General features: G+C 63.5%; 16 protein-coding genes. 12 read left to right on the top strand and 4 right to left on the bottom strand.

Translation table 11 applies throughout. The features are described from left to right. Window positions 1-92: 92 nt before the first annotated feature. A complete protein-coding gene (locus R8871_RS14325) occupies window positions 93-2,588 on the top strand; it encodes a DUF6600 domain-containing protein (protein WP_175051041.1) in 2,496 nt (831 codons plus the stop codon). Window positions 2,589-2,714: 126 nt separating this feature from the next. On the opposite strand, the gene R8871_RS14320 is transcribed toward R8871_RS14325, so the two are convergent. Then, the gene (locus R8871_RS14320; RefSeq protein ID WP_175051040.1) at window positions 2,715-3,686 is read right to left on the bottom strand and encodes a thymidylate synthase; all 972 of its coding nucleotides are present in this window, start codon (window positions 3,684-3,686) and stop codon (window positions 2,715-2,717) included. A 173-nt stretch (window positions 3,687-3,859) separates the two neighbouring features. Then, window positions 3,860-5,254, bottom strand: a complete 1,395-nt coding sequence (locus R8871_RS14315; RefSeq protein ID WP_175051039.1) for a sigma-54 dependent transcriptional regulator — start codon at window positions 5,252-5,254, stop codon at window positions 3,860-3,862. 536 nt (window positions 5,255-5,790) lie between these two features. Between R8871_RS14315 and R8871_RS14310 the strand changes: the two genes are divergently transcribed. The 9 genes from R8871_RS14310 to R8871_RS14270 all read left to right on the top strand — a co-directional run bounded on the left by R8871_RS14310 (window position 5,791) and on the right by R8871_RS14270 (window position 14,429). Further along, window positions 5,791-6,351 carry a RodZ family helix-turn-helix domain-containing protein gene (locus R8871_RS14310; RefSeq protein ID WP_175051038.1) on the top strand — a complete coding sequence of 187 codons (561 nt, stop codon included), beginning with the start codon at window positions 5,791-5,793 and terminating at the stop codon, window positions 6,349-6,351. A gap of 62 nt (window positions 6,352-6,413) precedes the next feature. Beyond that, a complete protein-coding gene (locus R8871_RS14305) occupies window positions 6,414-6,905 on the top strand; it encodes a hypothetical protein (protein ID WP_246287568.1) in 492 nt (163 codons plus the stop codon). Beyond that, window positions 6,902-7,549 (top strand): hypothetical protein, encoded by a 648-nt coding sequence (locus tag R8871_RS14300; RefSeq protein WP_175051037.1) that lies wholly within the window; start codon window positions 6,902-6,904, stop codon window positions 7,547-7,549. Before R8871_RS14305 ends, R8871_RS14300 begins: the two co-directional genes overlap by 4 nt. A 29-nt stretch (window positions 7,550-7,578) precedes the next feature. Continuing rightward, window positions 7,579-8,973: a hypothetical protein gene (locus tag R8871_RS14295; protein ID WP_175051036.1), complete on the top strand. Its 1,395-nt coding sequence runs from the start codon at window positions 7,579-7,581 to the stop codon at window positions 8,971-8,973. A 171-nt stretch (window positions 8,974-9,144) separates the two neighbouring features. After that, window positions 9,145-9,759 carry a C39 family peptidase gene (locus R8871_RS14290; protein WP_246287567.1) on the top strand — a complete coding sequence of 205 codons (615 nt, stop codon included), beginning with the start codon at window positions 9,145-9,147 and terminating at the stop codon, window positions 9,757-9,759. 6 nt (window positions 9,760-9,765) lie between these two features. After that, the gene (locus R8871_RS14285) at window positions 9,766-10,566 is read left to right on the top strand and encodes a peptidase C39 (RefSeq protein WP_175051034.1); all 801 of its coding nucleotides are present in this window, start codon (window positions 9,766-9,768) and stop codon (window positions 10,564-10,566) included. 134 nt (window positions 10,567-10,700) lie between these two features. Continuing rightward, window positions 10,701-12,107: a hypothetical protein gene (locus R8871_RS14280; protein WP_175051310.1), complete on the top strand. Its 1,407-nt coding sequence runs from the start codon at window positions 10,701-10,703 to the stop codon at window positions 12,105-12,107. Window positions 12,108-12,293: 186 nt separating this feature from the next. Continuing rightward, the gene (locus tag R8871_RS14275; RefSeq protein WP_246287590.1) at window positions 12,294-13,739 is read left to right on the top strand and encodes a sigma-54 dependent transcriptional regulator; all 1,446 of its coding nucleotides are present in this window, start codon (window positions 12,294-12,296) and stop codon (window positions 13,737-13,739) included. A 189-nt stretch (window positions 13,740-13,928) separates the two neighbouring features. Then, the gene (locus R8871_RS14270) at window positions 13,929-14,429 is read left to right on the top strand and encodes a dihydrofolate reductase (RefSeq protein WP_074282597.1); all 501 of its coding nucleotides are present in this window, start codon (window positions 13,929-13,931) and stop codon (window positions 14,427-14,429) included. Between the two features lie 186 nt (window positions 14,430-14,615). Here R8871_RS14270 and pmbA read toward each other — a convergent pair whose 3' ends face one another. Further along, window positions 14,616-15,986, bottom strand: coding sequence for a metalloprotease PmbA (gene pmbA / locus R8871_RS14265; RefSeq protein WP_054036131.1), 1,371 nt, complete (start codon window positions 15,984-15,986; stop codon window positions 14,616-14,618). A 317-nt stretch (window positions 15,987-16,303) separates the two neighbouring features. Here pmbA and yjgA point away from each other — a divergent pair, with 317 nt between their 5' ends. Further along, a complete protein-coding gene (gene yjgA / locus R8871_RS14260; protein WP_175051033.1) occupies window positions 16,304-16,915 on the top strand; it encodes a ribosome biogenesis factor YjgA in 612 nt (203 codons plus the stop codon). Next, window positions 16,896-17,552, top strand: a complete 657-nt coding sequence (gene mog / locus R8871_RS14255; RefSeq protein ID WP_175051032.1) for a molybdopterin adenylyltransferase — start codon at window positions 16,896-16,898, stop codon at window positions 17,550-17,552. Before yjgA ends, mog begins: the two co-directional genes overlap by 20 nt. A gap of 56 nt (window positions 17,553-17,608) precedes the next feature. Here mog and orn read toward each other — a convergent pair whose 3' ends face one another. Continuing rightward, a complete protein-coding gene (orn, locus tag R8871_RS14250) occupies window positions 17,609-18,217 on the bottom strand; it encodes an oligoribonuclease (RefSeq protein WP_175051031.1) in 609 nt (202 codons plus the stop codon). Window positions 18,218-18,317 lie beyond the last annotated feature (100 nt).

Genomic DNA, 18,317 nt, shown 5'->3' with positions numbered 1-18,317 from the left:
AGGCCTTACAAAAGTGCGGGCCTTGAAACAATGCGCAAGGGTAGAGTGACTCTCACGGATGCCGCACAATGCACGTCCGTCGGAGATAAACCATGAGAACAGTGACCACACCCCAACAATCGAAACGCCGGATCACCGGCTACACGTTGATCGCCGCCGCGGCACTCCTGTTCGCGGCGCAAGCCACCCTCGCGCAGGAAGCCGAACAGGCGCCGCCAGGGGCCGCTTCACAACAGAACACCGATCCGCCTGGGCGCGTTGCACGACTGAACTACACGGCCGGCGCCGTGACCACCGAGCCGGCCGGCGCGACCGACTGGTCATACGCACAGGTCAATCGGCCGCTCACCACCGGCGATCAGTTGTGGAACGATCAGAATGCGCGCTCCGAACTGCACATCGGTTCGACGGCGGTGCGCCTCGACCAGTCCACCAGCCTCGACATCCTCAATCTCGACGACAACAGCGCGCAGCTGAAGGTCGCGCAGGGCACATTGTCGGCGCGCGTGCGCGAACTGGCGCCGGGCTCCTCCTATGAAATCGACACGCCGAATGTGGCGCTCGGCCTGAACGGCCCCGGCGACTATCGCGTCGACGTCGCACCGGACGGCAGCAGCACCACCGTCACCGTGCGCAGCGGCAGCGCGACCGTGTACGGCGACGGCGGCCAGGTGCCGGTCGCGGCTGGCCAGCAGATCCGCTTTGCCGGCACCAACCTGCAACAGGTCGCCGACAACGGCGCGCCGGGTCTCGACGGCTTCGATCAATGGGCAGCAAGCCGCGACGCAGCGGAAGACCGTTCGGTGTCGGCGCGCTATGTATCGCGCGACATCCCAGGCTACCAGGACCTCGATGCCAACGGTACGTGGCGCAGCAGCCCGCAGTACGGTGAAGTGTGGGTGCCGCGTGCGACCCCGGTCGGCTGGGCGCCTTATCACGACGGCCATTGGGTATGGCAAGCACCGTGGGGCTGGACCTGGGTCGATGACGCGCCGTGGGGCTTCGCGCCCTACCACTACGGCCGCTGGGCCTACGTCGACGATTCGTGGGCATGGGTGCCGGGGCCGGTCGTGGTCAGCGAGCCGCCCGTCTACGCACCTGCGCTGGTTGCCTTCGTGGGCGGCGGCGGTGGCGGCGGGATCAACTGGGGCGTGAGTCTGGCGATTGGCGGCGCGGTCGCGGCCGGCGTCGCATGGTTCCCGCTGGGTCCGGGCGAACCGTGGCACCCGCACTGGGGCGATCATGATCATTGGAGCCCGGGTTACTACAACCGCGTCAACAACACGACGGTCGTCAATAACTACAACCACAACGTGACGAATGTGAATGTGACCAACATTCACAACACGTACATCAACTATCGCGCGCCGGGCGGCGTAACCGCGGTGCCGGCGACAGCCTTCGTGCACGGTCAGTCGGTTGGCCGCTTCGCGCAGAAGGTCGATCCGCAGCAGTGGCGCAACGCGCAGATCAATCCGGGCGGTCCGGGGATCGCGCCGGTGAAGGAAAGCTTCGGACCGGGCCTGCGTAACGCGAACTACCGTCCGCCGGCAGGTGCGATGGCGCGTCCGGTCGTCGCTACGCGCAGTCCGGCCGTGCCGGCGGCGTACCACGACAGTCTCGCGCAACGTTTTGCACAGAGCGGCGGACGAGTGCCGGGCGCGGGCGCGCCGATCGTGAGAACCTCGGTGCCGGCTCACATGGCGGGCGCTCCGGGAGCCATGCCGGTGCAGAACGTGCGAGTCGTGCAGTCGCATATGGCCGGACGGACGCCGGGGGCGGCGCCGGGTGCACCGGGTGCACCGGGTGTGGCGGGTGCGCCGGGTGCGCCTAATGGCATGCAGCAGGCCGGTCAGCGGCCGGGCGAAGCGCCGGTCAACGGTCAACCGCAACGTGGCGGCGAACCACAAGCGCGGCCGGGCATGCCGCCGCAAATGGCCAACGTGCATCAGCAACCCGCCGAGGCAGCTCATCCGTCCAATGGCGTGCCCCGTCCGCCGCAAGCGAACGGCGCGAACCCGAACGCTTTCGCGCAGCAACACGGCGCGCCGGTGCAAGCGGGTCAACAACCGGGCGCGGAGGGACGGCACGAGCCTGCATGGACGCAACCGCACACGCCGATGGCCCAGCAGGCGCAGCAGCACGGCGCCCCGCAGGAACAGGCTCGTGCGGAGCAGCAGCAACAGGCGGCTCAGCGCCAGCCGGAAGCGCAGCCGCAGCGCGCGCCTGAAATGCGTGCACAGCAGCAGGAAGCCCGGCCGCAACCTGCGCAGGAGGCGCAGCAGCAACCGCGTCAGGAAAATCGTCCGCAGCCGCAGCAAGTACAGCAGCCGCGTCCTGAACCGCGTCCGCAACAAGTGCAGCAGCCGCGCCCTGAACCGCGTCCGCAGCAGGTGCAGCAGCCGCGTCCTGAACCACGTCCGCAACAGGTTCAGCAGCCGCGTCCTGAGCCGCGTCCGCAACAGGCGCAGCAGCCGCGTCCTCAACCGCAACCGCAGCGTGCGGAACAGCCGCATCCCCAGCCGCAACCGCAGCACGCCGAGCAGCATTCAGGCGGCGGCAATCGTGACGAGCATCACAAAGGCTGAAGGTTACGCGCGCAGTTAGCTGCGCTGATAACCTGATGGCTGGAAGCCGGCAAGAAAAAACCCCCGCGATTTGCATCGCGGGGGTTTTTCTTTGAACAGGCTGCGAGCAGATTGCTCAGCGCGCGTTCACACGGCCATAGGCGCCGTAAGCGGCTCATGATGCCGATAGCCGACCAGCGAGAAGTCCGACGGCTCGATCTTCTCCAGCCATTCCGGCTCATACACACCCGTTTTCGCATAGTCAGGCACACGGTCCGAGATCGCGAAGGCCGGGCTTTCATAAGGCTCGCGCGTGAGCTGTTGCTGCAGCATGTCGAGCTGGTTCTCGTAGATGTGCGCGTCGCCGATAAAGTAGGTGAACCAGCGCGGCGTATAACCCGTCAGCCGGCCAACCAGATGCAGCAACGCCGCGCCTTCGGTCAGATTGAACGGCGTGCCGAGGCCGACATCGTTGCTGCGGATGTACAAACACAGCGAGATTTCGCGCCGCGCAACATTCGGCAGGAACTGATAGAGCAGATGACAAGCCGGCAGCGCTATCTGGTCCAGCACGGCGGGGTTCCAGGCATGAAACAAAATTCGCCGGTCGGCCGGGTTCTGCATGATCGTGTCGAGACATTGCCGCAACTGGTCGATCGCCTTGTACAGCAGCACCTTGGGACTGCCGTCTTCCTCGAATTCCGTCACCACCTGGAAGCCACGGGCCGTGGCGTCGGCCAGCTGCGCGGCGGCGTCTGCGTCCAGCACCTTGTAGGCCGGCCACTGGCGCCACTGCACGCCATACACGTCGCCGAGATCGTCCGGGCCCTGGCGATACGGATTGGCGAGCCATTGCGGATTCTGGTTGGCATTCGCGTCCCATACCTTGCAACCGAGATCGCGGAAATCCGCGGCGCTGCGCGAGGCGCGCAGAAAGCCGACCAGCTCGCCCACTGCCGACTTGAACGCCAGTTTTTTCGTAGTGACCGCGGGAAAGCCCTGCTGGAGGTCGAAGCGCAACATGGCGCCCGGCATGCTGATGGTGCGGATGCCGGTGCGGTTCTCCTGCCACGTGCCGGTGTCGAGAATCGTGCGGACGAGGTCGAGGTATTGTTTCATGCGGGTTCCTTCGACGAAGCGCGCGCCCGGTCAGGCACACGCGCCACGGAGATTGAGCGGAAAACCCGATTTTAACAAGCGCAGCCGAACGGCGCCCGGTCGAGGCGCGCCGCGGAGAAAATATCAGTGGCTAAGCGGACGTTGAGTGGGCGCTGAGTGGACAACCAGGCCCGTTAGAGATGCGGCACTGAGGCCGGCAATTCACCGTGCGGCGTGCCCAGCGGTTCGCCTTCCATATGGCGCATGCCGTGCGAGCACAGCAGGCGATATAGCGTGACGCGTGAAATGCCGAGTTCCTGCGCGGCGTCGCCGAGACGGCCACGATGGCGCAGCAACGCGAGCTCGATGGCCTGACGTTCGGCCGCTTCGCGCGCCTGGGCGAGCGAGACGGGCACGATCTCCACATACTCGGCCAACTCGAGATCACGTGCCGTGATCGCACGCCCTTCCGACATCACGATGGCGCGCCGCACGCGATTGATCAACTCGCGCACGTTGCCCGGCCAGCCGTAGTTATGCAGCGCCGCGATGGCGTCGGGCGCGAAACCGCGCAGACGGCGGCTTGCATCTTTCTTGAAACGTTCCAGCATGTGCCGCGCAAGCAGTTCGATATCCTTACCACGTGCGCGCAACGGTGGCTCGTCGATTTGCAGCACGCACAGACGGTGATACAGGTCGGAGCGGAACCGCCCTTCGATCATCGCAGCCGTCATATCTACGTGCGTTGCCGAAATGATGCGCACGTCGACGTCGATTGAACCGTGGCCGCCGAGCCGCTCCACCTTGCGTTCCTGCAGGAAGCGCAGCAGGCTCGCCTGGCTTTCGAGCGGCAGATCGCCGATTTCGTCGAGAAACAGCGTGCCGCCGTTGGCCGCTTCCACGCGGCCGATCTTGCGCTGGTTGGCGCCGGTAAACGCGCCGCGCTCATACCCAAATAGTTCGGATTGCAATAGATGTGGGGGAATCGCACCGCAGTTGATCGGCACAAAAGGCGCATTGCGGCGCGCCGAGCGTTCGTGGATCGCGACTGCGGTCAGCTCCTTGCCGGTGCCCGACTCGCCTGAGATAAACACCGGCGCGTCGGTCATGGCCACTTTGCGGATCGAGCGGAACAGCGCGAGCATCGCGTCGCATGAACCGACCATTTCGCCTTCGGCGCCTTGCGAAGCGTCGTTCGATGCCGGCTCGCCGAGCGAGATCATGCCGTATGCATGACCGACCGAATCGACGATCCTGTCGCCCGAGTACGGCACCGTTACATAGTCGAAACAATAGTCCCGTACGAGCCGGCGCAAGGCCGCGTCCTGCAATTGTCCAGGCGTGGTTGCCGCCACCCAGCCGACGTTCGGCATGGTCAGGCAGGACTCGAAAGCGGCAATCTCGTGTGGCTGAAAATCACTAGACAGATCGAGCAGGCCGCCCGCGGCCATTCCGGCGCGAACAGCACGGCGCACATCGCGCGCCGACCCCACGACTTCGACATGCCAGCCGCGCTGATGGAAGCGAGTATTCAGTTCCGCGCTCGGATCGCGTGAAACGTAAATCAGTTGCCGCGTTGCGGGTTCCATTATTCAGATCCTCTCGTCAACGAACGTTAAGGATGACGCACGCACCTGAACTCCAGTTCAGACACGCTGACTCGTTCGGGATTCGCGATATAGCAAAAACCGAACGGCCATTCCATTCCGTGCGGACAGCTGATCCCCAAGAAAGCGGCGTGTGTGTTTGAGACGGCCCGTTAGCGGGCTTTTTTAAATCTGAAGCTGTTTTCGAGAGCTTACTATACACGCGCCGCTTGGAAAACAATTATGCGAATTTAATCGGGGACTCCTTGTCCAGTAAGGCCAAGCGGCCGATAAATAGTTATTCAGCTTATGAATAAAAGCATTGTGGAAGCGCTTTTCCTAGCGTAGACCCGAAGGTACTTCATACCTTCGGATTTAACGAATTACAGGTATTTTCTGCCTGCCGTTTCAGCGCTGAAACGTTTTTGTCCGATTTCTTACCTGTTACTCCGCGGTATGCGGGTCACATCCAGACGCACCAATGGATTGCGACTCATGGCACACGTTTCGCTAAATGCTGTGCACCAAGGAGACACATCATGCGACTCGCTTTCCGCATCGACCTGAGCAGCATTGCACCTTGCGCCGCACTATGCGCCGCCGCGGTGACCTTGACCGTGCTGTCCGCTGGCGTCAATGCACAGGAATCCGCACAACCTCAATCCGCCACGATGGCCGAAACCGCCGATGCCGGTTCCGCCACCCTCGCGAGCACGACGCTCGCAGCGGTGGCCTCGCCGACCACGACGGTTACGGACGTCACGAATACGGCAAGCGCCGCCGCGGTGGACAACACCGTGGCGGCCACGAACGACAGCGCCGCGCCCCGCAGCGATCTGGCCGGCAACGCGCTGAGCATTCCCGCCGATGCCGCGTCTGTGACCGATCTCGTGCTGGACGATCAGGCGCTGTCCCACCAACGCGGCGGCTTCGGCGGCATGTTGATGGTCTCCGCGACGCCACAGCTGATGCGCGGCTTTAACAACAGTGGCAACGGCGTGACGCTGTGGGACGAAATCGCCCCGCCGTCGCAGTTGCCGGTTCCCGTCGACGTCGCCCGCTCCGCTCAAGGCAACGTCACGAGCTACCAGAGAAATTAGCGCAACGAGCCGCTCGCTGCCCAAGACCGCACCGACCGATCGTCCGCCCGCAAGGAACTGACATGAACGCCTCAACCCAGAAGCCGAGCAGCAGCCGCCCCTGTGCAGCCGTGCTGTGCGCGCTGCTCGGCGTGCTCGCTACCGGCGCCACAACGAGTGCGACCGCGCAGCAGTTGACGCAGCCGGGCAACCTCGTCATCGAGCGCGAAATCACGCCACGCGATGCGTTCGTGCCGGTGCCGAAGAGCCAGGACCCGATCGCAGTCCAGGTCGAAACTTTCCCGAGGGCCGCTTTCGATGGCGCGATCGGCTCGATGGCGAGCGATCTCGACCTGAACGGCGCGCACGGCACCGCCGGCATCGCTGGCAACGGCTATATGCCTGCGCTAGTCGGCGCCAACGGTATTACACACATGCTGGCAGGCGCCGGCAACAACGTTCCGGTCGGCGCGGGCGCCAGCTTCGGCGGCGCAGGCGGAATCGGCAGCTCGATTGCCCAGTCGGTCAACAGTGCACTCGCCCCCTTGGGCGCCGCTCTAGGAGCCATGAAATGACAACGTCACGCGCACCGGCCAGGCGCCTTCCGTCACGCAAACAGTCGCGCTGGCCCCTGCTCGCATGGGCATTGCTTGGCTGTGCGAGCTTCGCGGTCCATGCCCAAACGCTGCCGGCCCAGATCGACGCGGAGTCGCTGATCGGCAAAGGCGCGGTCAGCGGCAGCCTGGGGGTTATCGCCATCAACGAGACCTCCGGGCTCGACAACGCACAAGCGAATCAGGGCGTGTTCACTAGCGGAGCCACGCCTATCAACCTGATCGGCAGCTTGCAGATCGCAGCCACCAACGCCAAGACGGCGGCTGCAAAAAGCACGATCGGCAGTAATGCATTTTCAAACACCTCTGGCCTTATCGAAGTGAATCAGTCGGCGGGTGTAGGGAATCTCCAGCGGAACAGCGCCGTAGTTGGTTCTGGACCGATTGGAGCGGAGATCGTAGCGGATGGGGTGCTATCCGCTACGACCGCCAAGGGCGGTGGCCTGGGAAGGTCTAGCGAAAACCACGACGTACGCGAGGTATCCATCGGTACGGATGCGCTCAAAAACGTCAGTGGGATCGTTCAGATCAACCAGACAGCCGGCTCAGGTAACGTCAGTTCAAACAGTTTTGTGCTCCGTCCCCCGGCGGGCACCTTTTTCTAACGAGCCACACTCTTTATCGGAGCGTCATCATGAAGCGCACTCTCATTGCAGCGGCTGTCCTGTCGACGTTGGCAGCAAGCTCGGCTTACGCCGAATGCACGGCCGGCTGCGACCCGGCTGAGCTCTTTACGGCAACCAACATCTACACCGACATTGGCGAATTCGGCTTCATTACCTTGCGCGGCCACGTCAATGTGTCGAGCAGTTCCGGCGCCACGGTCAACAACACGCAGAATGTAGACATCAGTGGCGTCAACATGAAGACGCCGCCGCAGAGCTACACCACCGGCCACGTGACCACGACCATCGACGCGACCAAAGGCTGGTTCAACGGCAGCGGCAGCGGTTCGAACTACGCGGTTCATTCGTCGTACAGCGCGGGCTCGTTTGCTGAAGGCTCACAAGAACAATCGGCTGCAGCTTATGCACAAGGCCAGAGCTTCGGCGAAAGCAGCGGCTTCAATCAAGGCTATCAAGCATCGGTTGCCGGCGGCAGCCACGTCAACACCCACAACAGCGCGAACGGCTATCTGGCAGCCGGCTTCATCGCCGGCCTCGGCGGCGGCGGCGGCGTGATCGTCGGCGGAGTAGCAGCAGGTTTCGCCGCTGCGCTGAACACGCACTCCTCGGATAACTTCGGCGGCTACTTCGCCGAGCAGTCCTCGGGACATCAGGCCGCATGGGGACAGGAACATTCGTCCGGCTACTTCGCTCAAGCTGCGGAACAAAGCGCCTCGGGCTACTACAAGGCCAGCCATGTCTCCGCGGACGCCAACGCATGGGGCTGGAGCGCGCATGACAGCATCAGCGCAGGCACAGTGAATGTCTACGGCAGCATCACCCAGCACATCAACACCGAAAAACCGACGGTGATGTCTGCCTCGATCGGCGACGGCGCACTGAAAGGCGCAAACGGCAACATCGGCGTCAACATGGCCACCGGTGTCGACAACGCGCAATCCAATGATGCCGCCCTGTCCAACATGGACGTCGGCCCCGTGTTCGGCACTGCGCAGATCTACTCGACGCAATCGTCGGACGGCCGGGCGCGGATTGGTGACTTCGACTTCACCGCCAGCGTCGGAGCCGACGTGCTGAAGGGCGCGACCGGCAACATCGGGGTGAACGTGGCGTCGGGTGTCGGCAACGTGCAAAACAACAGCCTCGCCGCATCGGCCACCACGGATAGCAGCAGCAGCGGTGGCTGGGGTCACAGGGGCGGCAAGGACGGCGGCGAAGTCATCGCAAGCGACCAGAACTGCCAAACCGCAGGCGCATCGGTTAGCGGCAACTTCACCGGTTCGTCGATGCTCGGTGCAGGCGCCCTGTCCAACTCCGCCGGCAACATCGGGGTGAATATCGCGTCGGGTGTAGGCAACCTGCAACACAACGGCCTTGCAGTCGCCAGCGTGTCGCATCAGTAACTAAAGCTGTATCGCAGGAAGACACCGGTCAGCCTCGCGCTGGCCGGCTGTCTCTGCAGGGGGGGGGGACATACCATGTTCGGGGTGAGCAGGGTAACGCACGGCTTTTTCCTGGCATTCTTCGCTGGACTCGTGCTTTCGCAGACGGGTCACGCGCAGAGTGCCCTTTCCATGAACGCAGCAGCGGGCGTGCCGTTCGACGTGAACGTGCGCTCGATCCGCGAGATCCGCTACAACCACATCGTTTCGCAGCGTTACGACTACAGCTGCGGCTCGGCCGCTCTGGCCACGTTGCTGAAGTACGGCTACGGCATCGACATTCCCGAACCCGAAATGATCCAACGCATGATGGTGTTTTCGACACCAGAGGTGGTGGTCAAGAACGGCTTCTCGATGCTTGACATGAAGAAGTTCGTCGAAACGATCGGCCTGCGTGGCCGGGGTTTCCGCGTTACCCCTGAAGCGCTCTATCACCTGCAGATTCCTGTGCTCGTGCTGATGAACAGCGACGGCTACGAACACTTCGTGATCGTCAAGCACGCGGAAGACGGCCGCATCTTCATCGCCGACCCAGCGCTCGGCAACCGCATCGTCATGGAAGACGACTTCGTCAAGAAATGGAACGGCCTCGTGTTCGCGGTCGTCGGCAAGCCATTCATGGAGGATTCTCCGCTCTTGCAAGGCAACGAGTCGCTCGCGCTCAAGCTGCGCGAACGTGCACTGGAAAACGGCACGGCCGCGACTCCCTTTGTTGAATACGGTTTGATCAAGGCAGAGCTGTTCTGACTCATCATGGAACGAAACTTACTCACCATTGGCTGCGCGTTGTGTTTCACAACGTGCGGCCTCGCATCAGTCGCACACGCTGCCGAGCAGACATCTACGGTGTTTGAAGACGTCGGCGCCCTCAAGCTGCAACCTGTCGACGACGCCATCCTCGCCAATCAGACCGGCAAAGGCATCGTCGGGGACATCATTTCGGGTGTCGTTATCACCCTGCTGTCGCAATGGCAGTTGCCGAACGGCGCCACCGCTGTCGCCTCGGGCTCGCTCGCCATCGGTACAAACACGCCCAACCAGCCGAACGTGCAGTTCAATTCAACGGCCTCAGTGACCGGTCCGAACGTGGGCGGCGGCAGCGGCGCAAACCGCAACGCCAGCGCAACCGGCGGACAGAACGTCAGCGTCAACGGCGTCTCGCAGATTACCCAGGTGGCCGGCAACGGCAACCTCGGGACGAACCAGGCGCTGATCGATTTCGACGCCTCACCTGGCAGCCTCGCGGGCGGATCCTATAACAACGCAACGGCGGCCGCCGCAAGCAATGCGAACGGCTCGGTGAAAGCCTCCGTCAGTCTCGCCAACGGCGGCATTTCGATTTCGTTGCAGACGCCAAGCGGTATCGCGACCCAAACCATCGCGCCGTCGAGTGCGCTGCAGGCCGGCAAGATTGCCCAACTCTTGCAGATCGCAGGCAATAACCAGCAAGTCGCCAACCAGTTGCAACTGCATTTGCAGACGCAACCGATGTCGGCCTCGATGCTGCGCCAGATTGGCGTCCTGCAAGCCCTGCAAAACACGGTAAGGAGATAACACGGGCCGCCACCCGACCAGGAAGGAGACCGAAGTACCAAACGACCGCGTGATGCACAAGGAGACATGCGACGCGCAGTCAGAATACCGGGGGAACAAAAATGATCAGATTCTCAAAGACCGGGGCGCCGCGCATGGCGTTAGCGGCTATTCCAGCCGCCGTCATGCTGTTTGCGCTATCGCAGGGGGCCAGCGCGCAAGCGCTCGCCGATCAATCGGTGGAAGAACGGCTGAACACGCTCATGCGTGTTGTCAGCGAGCAGCAAAAGCAGATCATCTCACTCGAACGTCAGGTCACGAACCTCGAGATGTCGCAGCGCGGCCGCGGCGCACCGGGTTACGGCGAGCAGGCCGGAAACGCGGCGGTCGCCGAGCAGCCTGGCGCAGACGGCTTGCCTGTGCCGTTGCCACCGCTTGCCCAGGTGAATCCGGGTACTCCCGCGCCGGGGGGCGCCACGGGTACCGCGACAGGCGTACCGGTCACGCCGCCCGTGCCGGAAGGCAGCAGCGGCGGCGGCCTGCCGGCCGCGACCGACGGCAGCGGTGCAATCGGCCAGACGCAGAAGGCCGCCCAACCGGTGCGCACCCAATCGGAAGACGCGGTGGTGCAAAGCCAGCAGCACACGCCGCTGTTCGAGCACAAGCTGACCCTCGACTGGGGTATCAACGATACCTACTACGACCGCCGCCAGTTGCAACTGTCCGGCTTCCTCGCGCTCGATGCGATTTTCCTCGGCAACATCAACCTCGGCGAAACCAAGTCGCACCAGGTGATGGCCGACCTCGACACGCGCTACGGTCTGACCGACCGCATCAGCGTCGACGTCGACGTGCCCTATGTCTACCGGCACAGCAACTTCATCGTCGGCGGAGCAGGCGGAGCGGCGAATACGGTCTCGGATGCCTCGGCAAATTCGAGCAATATCGGCGACGTCAACTTCGGGATCTACTACCAGTTCCTGAAGGAAACCAACAATCTGCCGGACCTGGTCGGCAGCCTGCGCATCAAGGCGCCGACCGGTACGTCGCCGTTCGGCATCAAGCTGGCGCAGGTCGATGCCAACAACACCAACCTCGTCGCCCCCACCAAGCTGCCCACCGGCACCGGCTTCTGGAACATCACGGCGGGTTTGTCGGTGTTGAAGACCTACGATCCGGTCGTGCTGTTCGGCAGCGTTTCGTACACCTACAACATCGCCCGCTCGTTCCAGGACATCTCGTCGGTCATCGGACAGACCGAACCGGCGACGGTCAAGATCGGCGACGTGGTGCAGTTCGGCGGCGGCGTGGCGCTGGCGTTCTCGGACAAGGATTCCGCCAGCATTTCGTACACCATGGCGCTGGAACCCGAGTCGCAGACCAAGTCGCCAGGCGGAACCTATTCGAAGGTGCCGGGCAGCGAGACCACCGCTGCCGCATTGACCTTCGGCTTGAATCACGTAGTGAACAAGCACCTGACGATCAATGGTTCGGTATCGGTCGGCCTCACGCCCGACACGCCGAACTTCGTGATCGGCGTGCGCTTTCCCTACACTTTTTGACGTGTCAACGATACGAGGCTGATCGTGCGCGAATCACCCCATTTGAGCAGCGTTACACCGCCCTCCGGCACTCATCTGTCGATTGCCCGAGCGTCGGACGTTTCTGTGACACGAGCAGCGGAAGTCCTTGTGGGGCGGCCGCCGGAAGTTTCTTTGGCGCGACCTCAGGAGGCCGCTGTGGGACGCTTGCACGAGGCGTCCCCCGCCGCGAGTGGGAGCGGTCTGCTGCACGCGCGGACCGACCGGCTGCTGCTGTATGTTGCGCGTACGCCGGACGAAGCGCTCGCCGCCCATCTGAAGAGCCGCGGCTGGCACGTGATGGTCGCCCGCTCGGCGCATGAGGTCTCGCGCCTGCTCAAGCCCGACGTGATATGCGCCGGCATCGTCGACCTGGCCAGCTTTGCGCCGCGCGACCTCGGCGGGCTCGAAGCGAGCCTGCGTCAACAGCAGATCGGCTGGATTGCGCTCGCCACGCCGGAACGCCTCACCGATGCCAACGTGCGGCGCCTGATCCGCCACTACTGCTTCGACTACGTCAAGACACCCGTGGCCAACGCCACGATCGATTACCTCGCCAGTCACGCATTCGGCATGGTGACGTTGTGCGATGCCGATGAGATCCCGCCTGCCGCACCCGCCGCCGACGACGAAGAGGAAATGGTCGGGACCTGCGAAGCGATGCAGCAACTCTTCCGCACGATTCGCAAAGTCGCCAACACGGACGCCAGCGTGTTCATCTCGGGTGAATCCGGCACCGGCAAGGAACTCACGGCACTGGCGATTCACGAACGCTCGCCGCGCCGCAAGGCGCCGTTCATCGCCATCAACTGCGGCGCGATTCCGCATCATCTGTTGCAATCCGAACTATTCGGTTACGAACGCGGCGCGTTCACCGGCGCGAACCAGCGCAAGATCGGCCGGGTCGAGGCCGCGGACGGCGGCACGCTGCTGCTCGACGAAATCGGCGACCTGCCGATGGAAAGCCAGGCCAGCCTGCTGCGCTTCTTGCAGGAAGGCAAGATCGACCGCCTCGGCGGCCGCGAATCTATTCCCGTGGATGTGCGAATCATCTCGGCGACCCACGTGGATCTCGAGAGTGCGATGCGCGACGGACGATTCCGCGCCGACCTGTTCCACCGCCTGTGCGTACTGCGTGTCGACGAGCCGCCGTTGCGCGCCCGCGGCAAGGACATCGAGATTCTTGCGCATCACATCATGCACAAGTTCAAGACCGACAGCGCGCGCAAGATCCGCGGCTTTACGCCGTCGGCGATCGAGGCAATGTACAACTACGGCTGGCCAGGCAATGTGCGCGAGATGATCAACCGGGTGCGCCGCGCGATCGTGATGGCGGAAAACAAGCTGATTTCCGCCGAAGACCTCGACCTCGCACAGTTCACCGAGCAGGAGACCATGAGCCTCTCGCAGGCGCGCGACGCCGCCGAGAAACGCGCGATCGAAGCTGCGTTGTTGCGGCATCGTCATCGGTTGAACGAGGCGGCGATTGATCTGAATATTTCGCGCGTCACGTTGTACCGGCTGATGGGTCACCACGGGTTGCGGGAGCTGAGCGTCGTTGACGAGAAGGCGCCGTTTGAATCGAGCGTCGCCGACGAGGCCGCCCACGAATGATGCGGCGCCTGGCGAGGCACCGGCTGCCCGGCCGGTGCCTCGCCGCCCCGCCATGGCGCAAGAGCCAACCGGTCAACGGGTCAGACGCGCGCCCACGTAGCCGCACGTCCGGGCTCCGGGCAGCTGACATAGCGGCACCGCGTTGCGCCTCAGGTAGAATCATCCTGGTTACGTTCCCCTTTCCATTCGATGACGACGCTCACCCTGATCGTCGCTCGCGCCAATAACGGCGTGATCGGCCGCGACAACCAGTTGCCCTGGCGACTCCCCGAAGACCTCGCGTTCTTCAAGCGCACCACGATGGGCGCACCCATCATCATGGGCCGCAAGACGCATGAATCGATCGGCCGGCCGCTGCCGGGACGCCGCAACATTGTCGTGACACGGGATGCCGCACGGCGCTTTCAGGGCTGCGACGCGGCCACCACGCTCGAAGACGCGCTGAAGCTGGCTGCGCAGGATCAGGCCCCGGAAGCGTTTCTGATCGGCGGCGCGCAGTTGTATGCAGAAGGTTTGCGTCAGGCTGACAAGCTGATCATCACCGAGATTTCCGCCGACTTCGAAGGCGACGCCACCTTCCCCGAGCTCGATGAAAGCGAGTGGGAAGAAGTCGCGCATGAAACGCATCGCGCGGACGCGCCGAATGACTTCGATTACGCGTTCGTGACGTATAAGCGTAAGGGCGCTTGAGGGGGTTGCAGCGCGTCTGACTGACGGTCTGCGCTTCGCTTCGTGCATTCGCCATTCGTCTTTCGTCTTTCGTCTTTCGTCTTTCGCCGCCACTCATCGTGCACGCATAAAAAAACGCCACGCTTTGCTTGCGTGGCGTTTCTTTTTGCAGCGCCGTTGTGCAGACGCTGCGCCTGATAGAACCGCTTACTGCCCGGCGATCGTCATCCGTTCGATCAGCACCGAGCCCGTTTCCTTGGTGCCGCGCGTGATCGTATCCGCGCCGATCGCAACGATATGGCGGAACATCTCTTGCAGCGTGCTCGCCACGGTGATTTCCTCGACCGGATACTGGATCTTGCCGTTCTCGACCCAGAAACCCGACGCGCCGCGCGAATAGTCGCCTGTCACGTAGTTCACGCCCTGCCCCATCAGTTCGGTCAGCAACAGGCCCGTGCCGAGTTTCTTCAGCATTTCTTCGAAGTCGTCTCCCGGGCGCGTTTTCGAACTGCGCAGCGACAGATTGTGCGAACCGCCGGCATTGCCGGTTGTCTGCATGCCGAGCTTGCGCGCCGAGTAGGTGGACAGGAAGTAGCCTTCCACCACGCCGTCCTTCACCACCGAACGTTGTTTCGTACGCACGCCTTCTTCGTCGAACGGCGCGCTACCCATCGCACGCGCGACGTGCGGATCTTCGACCACCTGGACGTGCGGCGCGAACACCGGCTTGCCGAGGCTGTCGACGAGGAACGAGGTCTTGCGATACAGCGCGCCGCCGCTCGTGGCTTGCACAAACGCACCGAGAATGCCGGCGGCAAGCGGCGCTTCGAACAGCACCGGCACCTTGCGCGTGTCGAGCCCGCGCGCGCCAATGCGCGACAGCGCCCGTTGCGCGGCGTAGCGGCCCACCGCTTCCGGATCGGCGAGGTCGGCTGCGCTACGGGTCGACGTGTACCAGTCGTCGCGCTGCATGTTGCGCGCGCTGCCGGCGATCGGCGCGCAGGCGATGTAGTGGCGCGAGTACGGATAGCCCGCGAGGAAGCCGCGCGAGGTGGCCAGCACGAACTGCGAGTGCTGCGCCGAGACGCTCGCGCCTTCCGAGTTCTTGATCTGCGGATCAGTGGCGAACGCGGCGTCTTCCGAGCGACGGGCGATTTCCACCGCTTCGTCGGCCGTCAGATTCCACGGGTGATACAGATCGAGATCACGCGGCGCGGTTTCGAGCAGGTCGGCTTCGGCGAGACCCGCGCAGTCGTCCTCCGCGGTGAAGCGGGCGATGTTGTACGCCGCCGCGACCGTGTCCTTCAAGGCCTGCGACGAAAAATCCGAGGTGCTCGCGTTGCCGCGCTTGTTACCGATGAACACCGTCACGCCGACCATCTTGTCGCGGTTGTGTTCGATCGTCTCGACTTCGCCGCGCCGCACGGAGACGGACAGGCCGTCGCCTTCGGAGATCTCGGTCGCCGCGTCGGTGCCGCCGAGCGACTTCGCGTGACGAAGGATGTCCGAGGCGATTTCCTTCAGTTCATCCTGGGTATGCGGAAAAAAGCGCTGCTTGACGTCCATGTCTGCTGCCATTGTCGTTGCCGTCCTGTTCGGGGCCGAGCGGCCCTGTGTGTTCGCCCATGCCACGCCCATGCGTGCGCATTTGCAATTGCATTTGCGTGCGCGTTTGCGTAGTCACGCATCCCGCGATCATAGCAAGGTACGCGAAGCTGCACCTGGCATTCGCCGCGCTCGCTCGATGAGACTGTTGGCCGAATTTATCGCCGCCTCGGCGATGCCTGCCTTCGCGGCCGCCCCGACCGGCATCGCCGCGTCCGCCGAAGCTGGCAAGCGCACTTGTGCACAGCAGCACGGCGGGTTCTGCGTGCGCGGCACGCTACAATATCGGTATGACACGCAAAACCCGCATTCAACCCATCGAATCCGCCGAGCCGGAAGTCGACGAGAACGGCTACGACCGTCCCAGCAAGTCCCAGCTCAAGCGCGAAATGCACGAGCTGCAGGAACTGGGCTCGGCGCTGATCGCCCTGCCGAAAGACGCGCTCAAGCGCATGCCGATGCCCGAAAAGCTCGACGACGCCGTGCGCGAAGCGCGCCGCATCACCGATCACGAAGGCAAGCGCCGCCAGGTGCAGTACGTCGGGCGCGTGATGCGCTCGCTGCTGGACGAGGAAACCGCCGCGCTGCGCACCGCGCTCGACACCTATAACGGCGTCAACAAGGCGGAAACGGCCAAACTGCACTGGATCGAGCGCACCCGCGAGAAACTGCTCGCCGACGACGCCGCGCTGACCGAATTCATCCGCCAGCACCCGAACGCCGATCCGCAGCAGGGCCGCACGCTGATCCGCAATGCCCGCAAGGAAGCACAGCAAAGCAAGCCGCCGCGCTACTTCCGCGAGCTGTTCCAGTGGATCAAGAACGCCGACGGCCCGTCTGCCGACACCGATTCCGATGCAGAAGACGCGCAGGAAGACGACGATGACGACCGCGACGCGTAAGTTGGCAAATAAGGCAACGCGTAATCATCCGGACGAAATCGTGATCGGCCTCGTGTCGATCAGCGATCGCGCGTCGACAGGCGTCTACGAGGACAAAGGCATTCCGGCGCTGCAGGAATGGCTCGGCGCTGCCCTGACCTCGCCGTTCCAGGTGGTTACACGGCTGATTCAGGACGATGCACCCACCATTTCCGCCACGCTGATCGAGCTGGTCGACGAAGTGGCTTGCGATCTGGTGTTGACCACCGGCGGCACCGGCCCGTCACGCCGCGACGTGACGCCGGAAGCGACTTTGGCGGTGGCGACCAAGGAAATGCCGGGTTTCGGCGAGCAGATGCGACAAATCAGTCTGAATTTCGTGCCGACCGCGATCCTGTCGCGTCAGGTGGCGGTGATCCGCGAAACCGCGGATCACGCGGCGCTGATCATCAACCTGCCGGGGCAGCCGAAGTCGATCAAGGAAACGCTGGAAGGTTTGCGTGACGCAGACGCGGGGGGCGCCGTGAAGGTGCCGGGGATTTTCGCCGCGGTGCCTTTCTGCATCGACCTGATCGGCGGCCCGTATGTGGAAACGAACGCCGACGTGGTGAAGGCGTTCCGGCCGAAAAACGCGGTGCGCGCCCCTCGGCAGGGTTGATTTCAAAGCCGCGGCGACGCTGTTTCACTACCAGCGCCTCCGCAGCCGCAGCAGCGTTACTCCGCCGCCGGCGCTTCCGGCGCCGTCGGAATCAGGAAGTGCTCGCGGTAGTACTTCAGCTCGTCGATCGATTCATGGATGTCGGCCAGCGCCGTGTGCATGGCGCGTTTCTGGAAGCCCTTGTAGATCGCCGGCTGCCAGCGGCGGCACAATTCCTTCAGCGTGCTGACGTCGAGATTGCGGTAATGGAAGAAGCGTTCCAGATCCGGCATCCAGCGCGCCATGAAGCGGCGGTCCTGGCAGATCGAGTTGCCGCACATCGGCGATTTGCCCGGCGGTACATACGCGCTAAGAAAGTCGCGAATCTGTTCCGTGGCCTCGGCTTCGCTCACCGTCGACGCCTTCACGCGGTCGATCAGCCCCGAGCGGCCATGCGTGTTCTGGTTCCACTGATCCATTTTGGCGAGCGTTTCGTCGCTCTGATGAATCGCCAGCACCGGCCCTTCGACCAGGCGGTCGAGTGTCGAATTCGTCACGACCACCGCGATTTCGATGATGCGGTCGGTATCCGGTTCGAGCCCGGTCATTTCCATGTCCAGCCAGACGAGATTCATGTCGCTGCGCACGAGCGGCGGCTGTTCGGTGGAGGCGAGGATGTCAGTCATGAAGGCAGCCCTGATGGCCGCGCAGACGCGCTTCTCCGGAAGCGCGCATGCCGCGGCGAATGTTCGTATGAGATTGGTTTAAGCCGGGTTTGATCTTATC

It is taken from the genome of Paraburkholderia sediminicola (assembly GCF_902859805.1).
GTDB lineage: Bacteria > Pseudomonadota > Gammaproteobacteria > Burkholderiales > Burkholderiaceae > Paraburkholderia > Paraburkholderia sediminicola.
The sequence above is the reverse complement of the archived record's forward strand: the minus strand, read 5'-3'. Positions and strand labels throughout refer to the sequence as shown.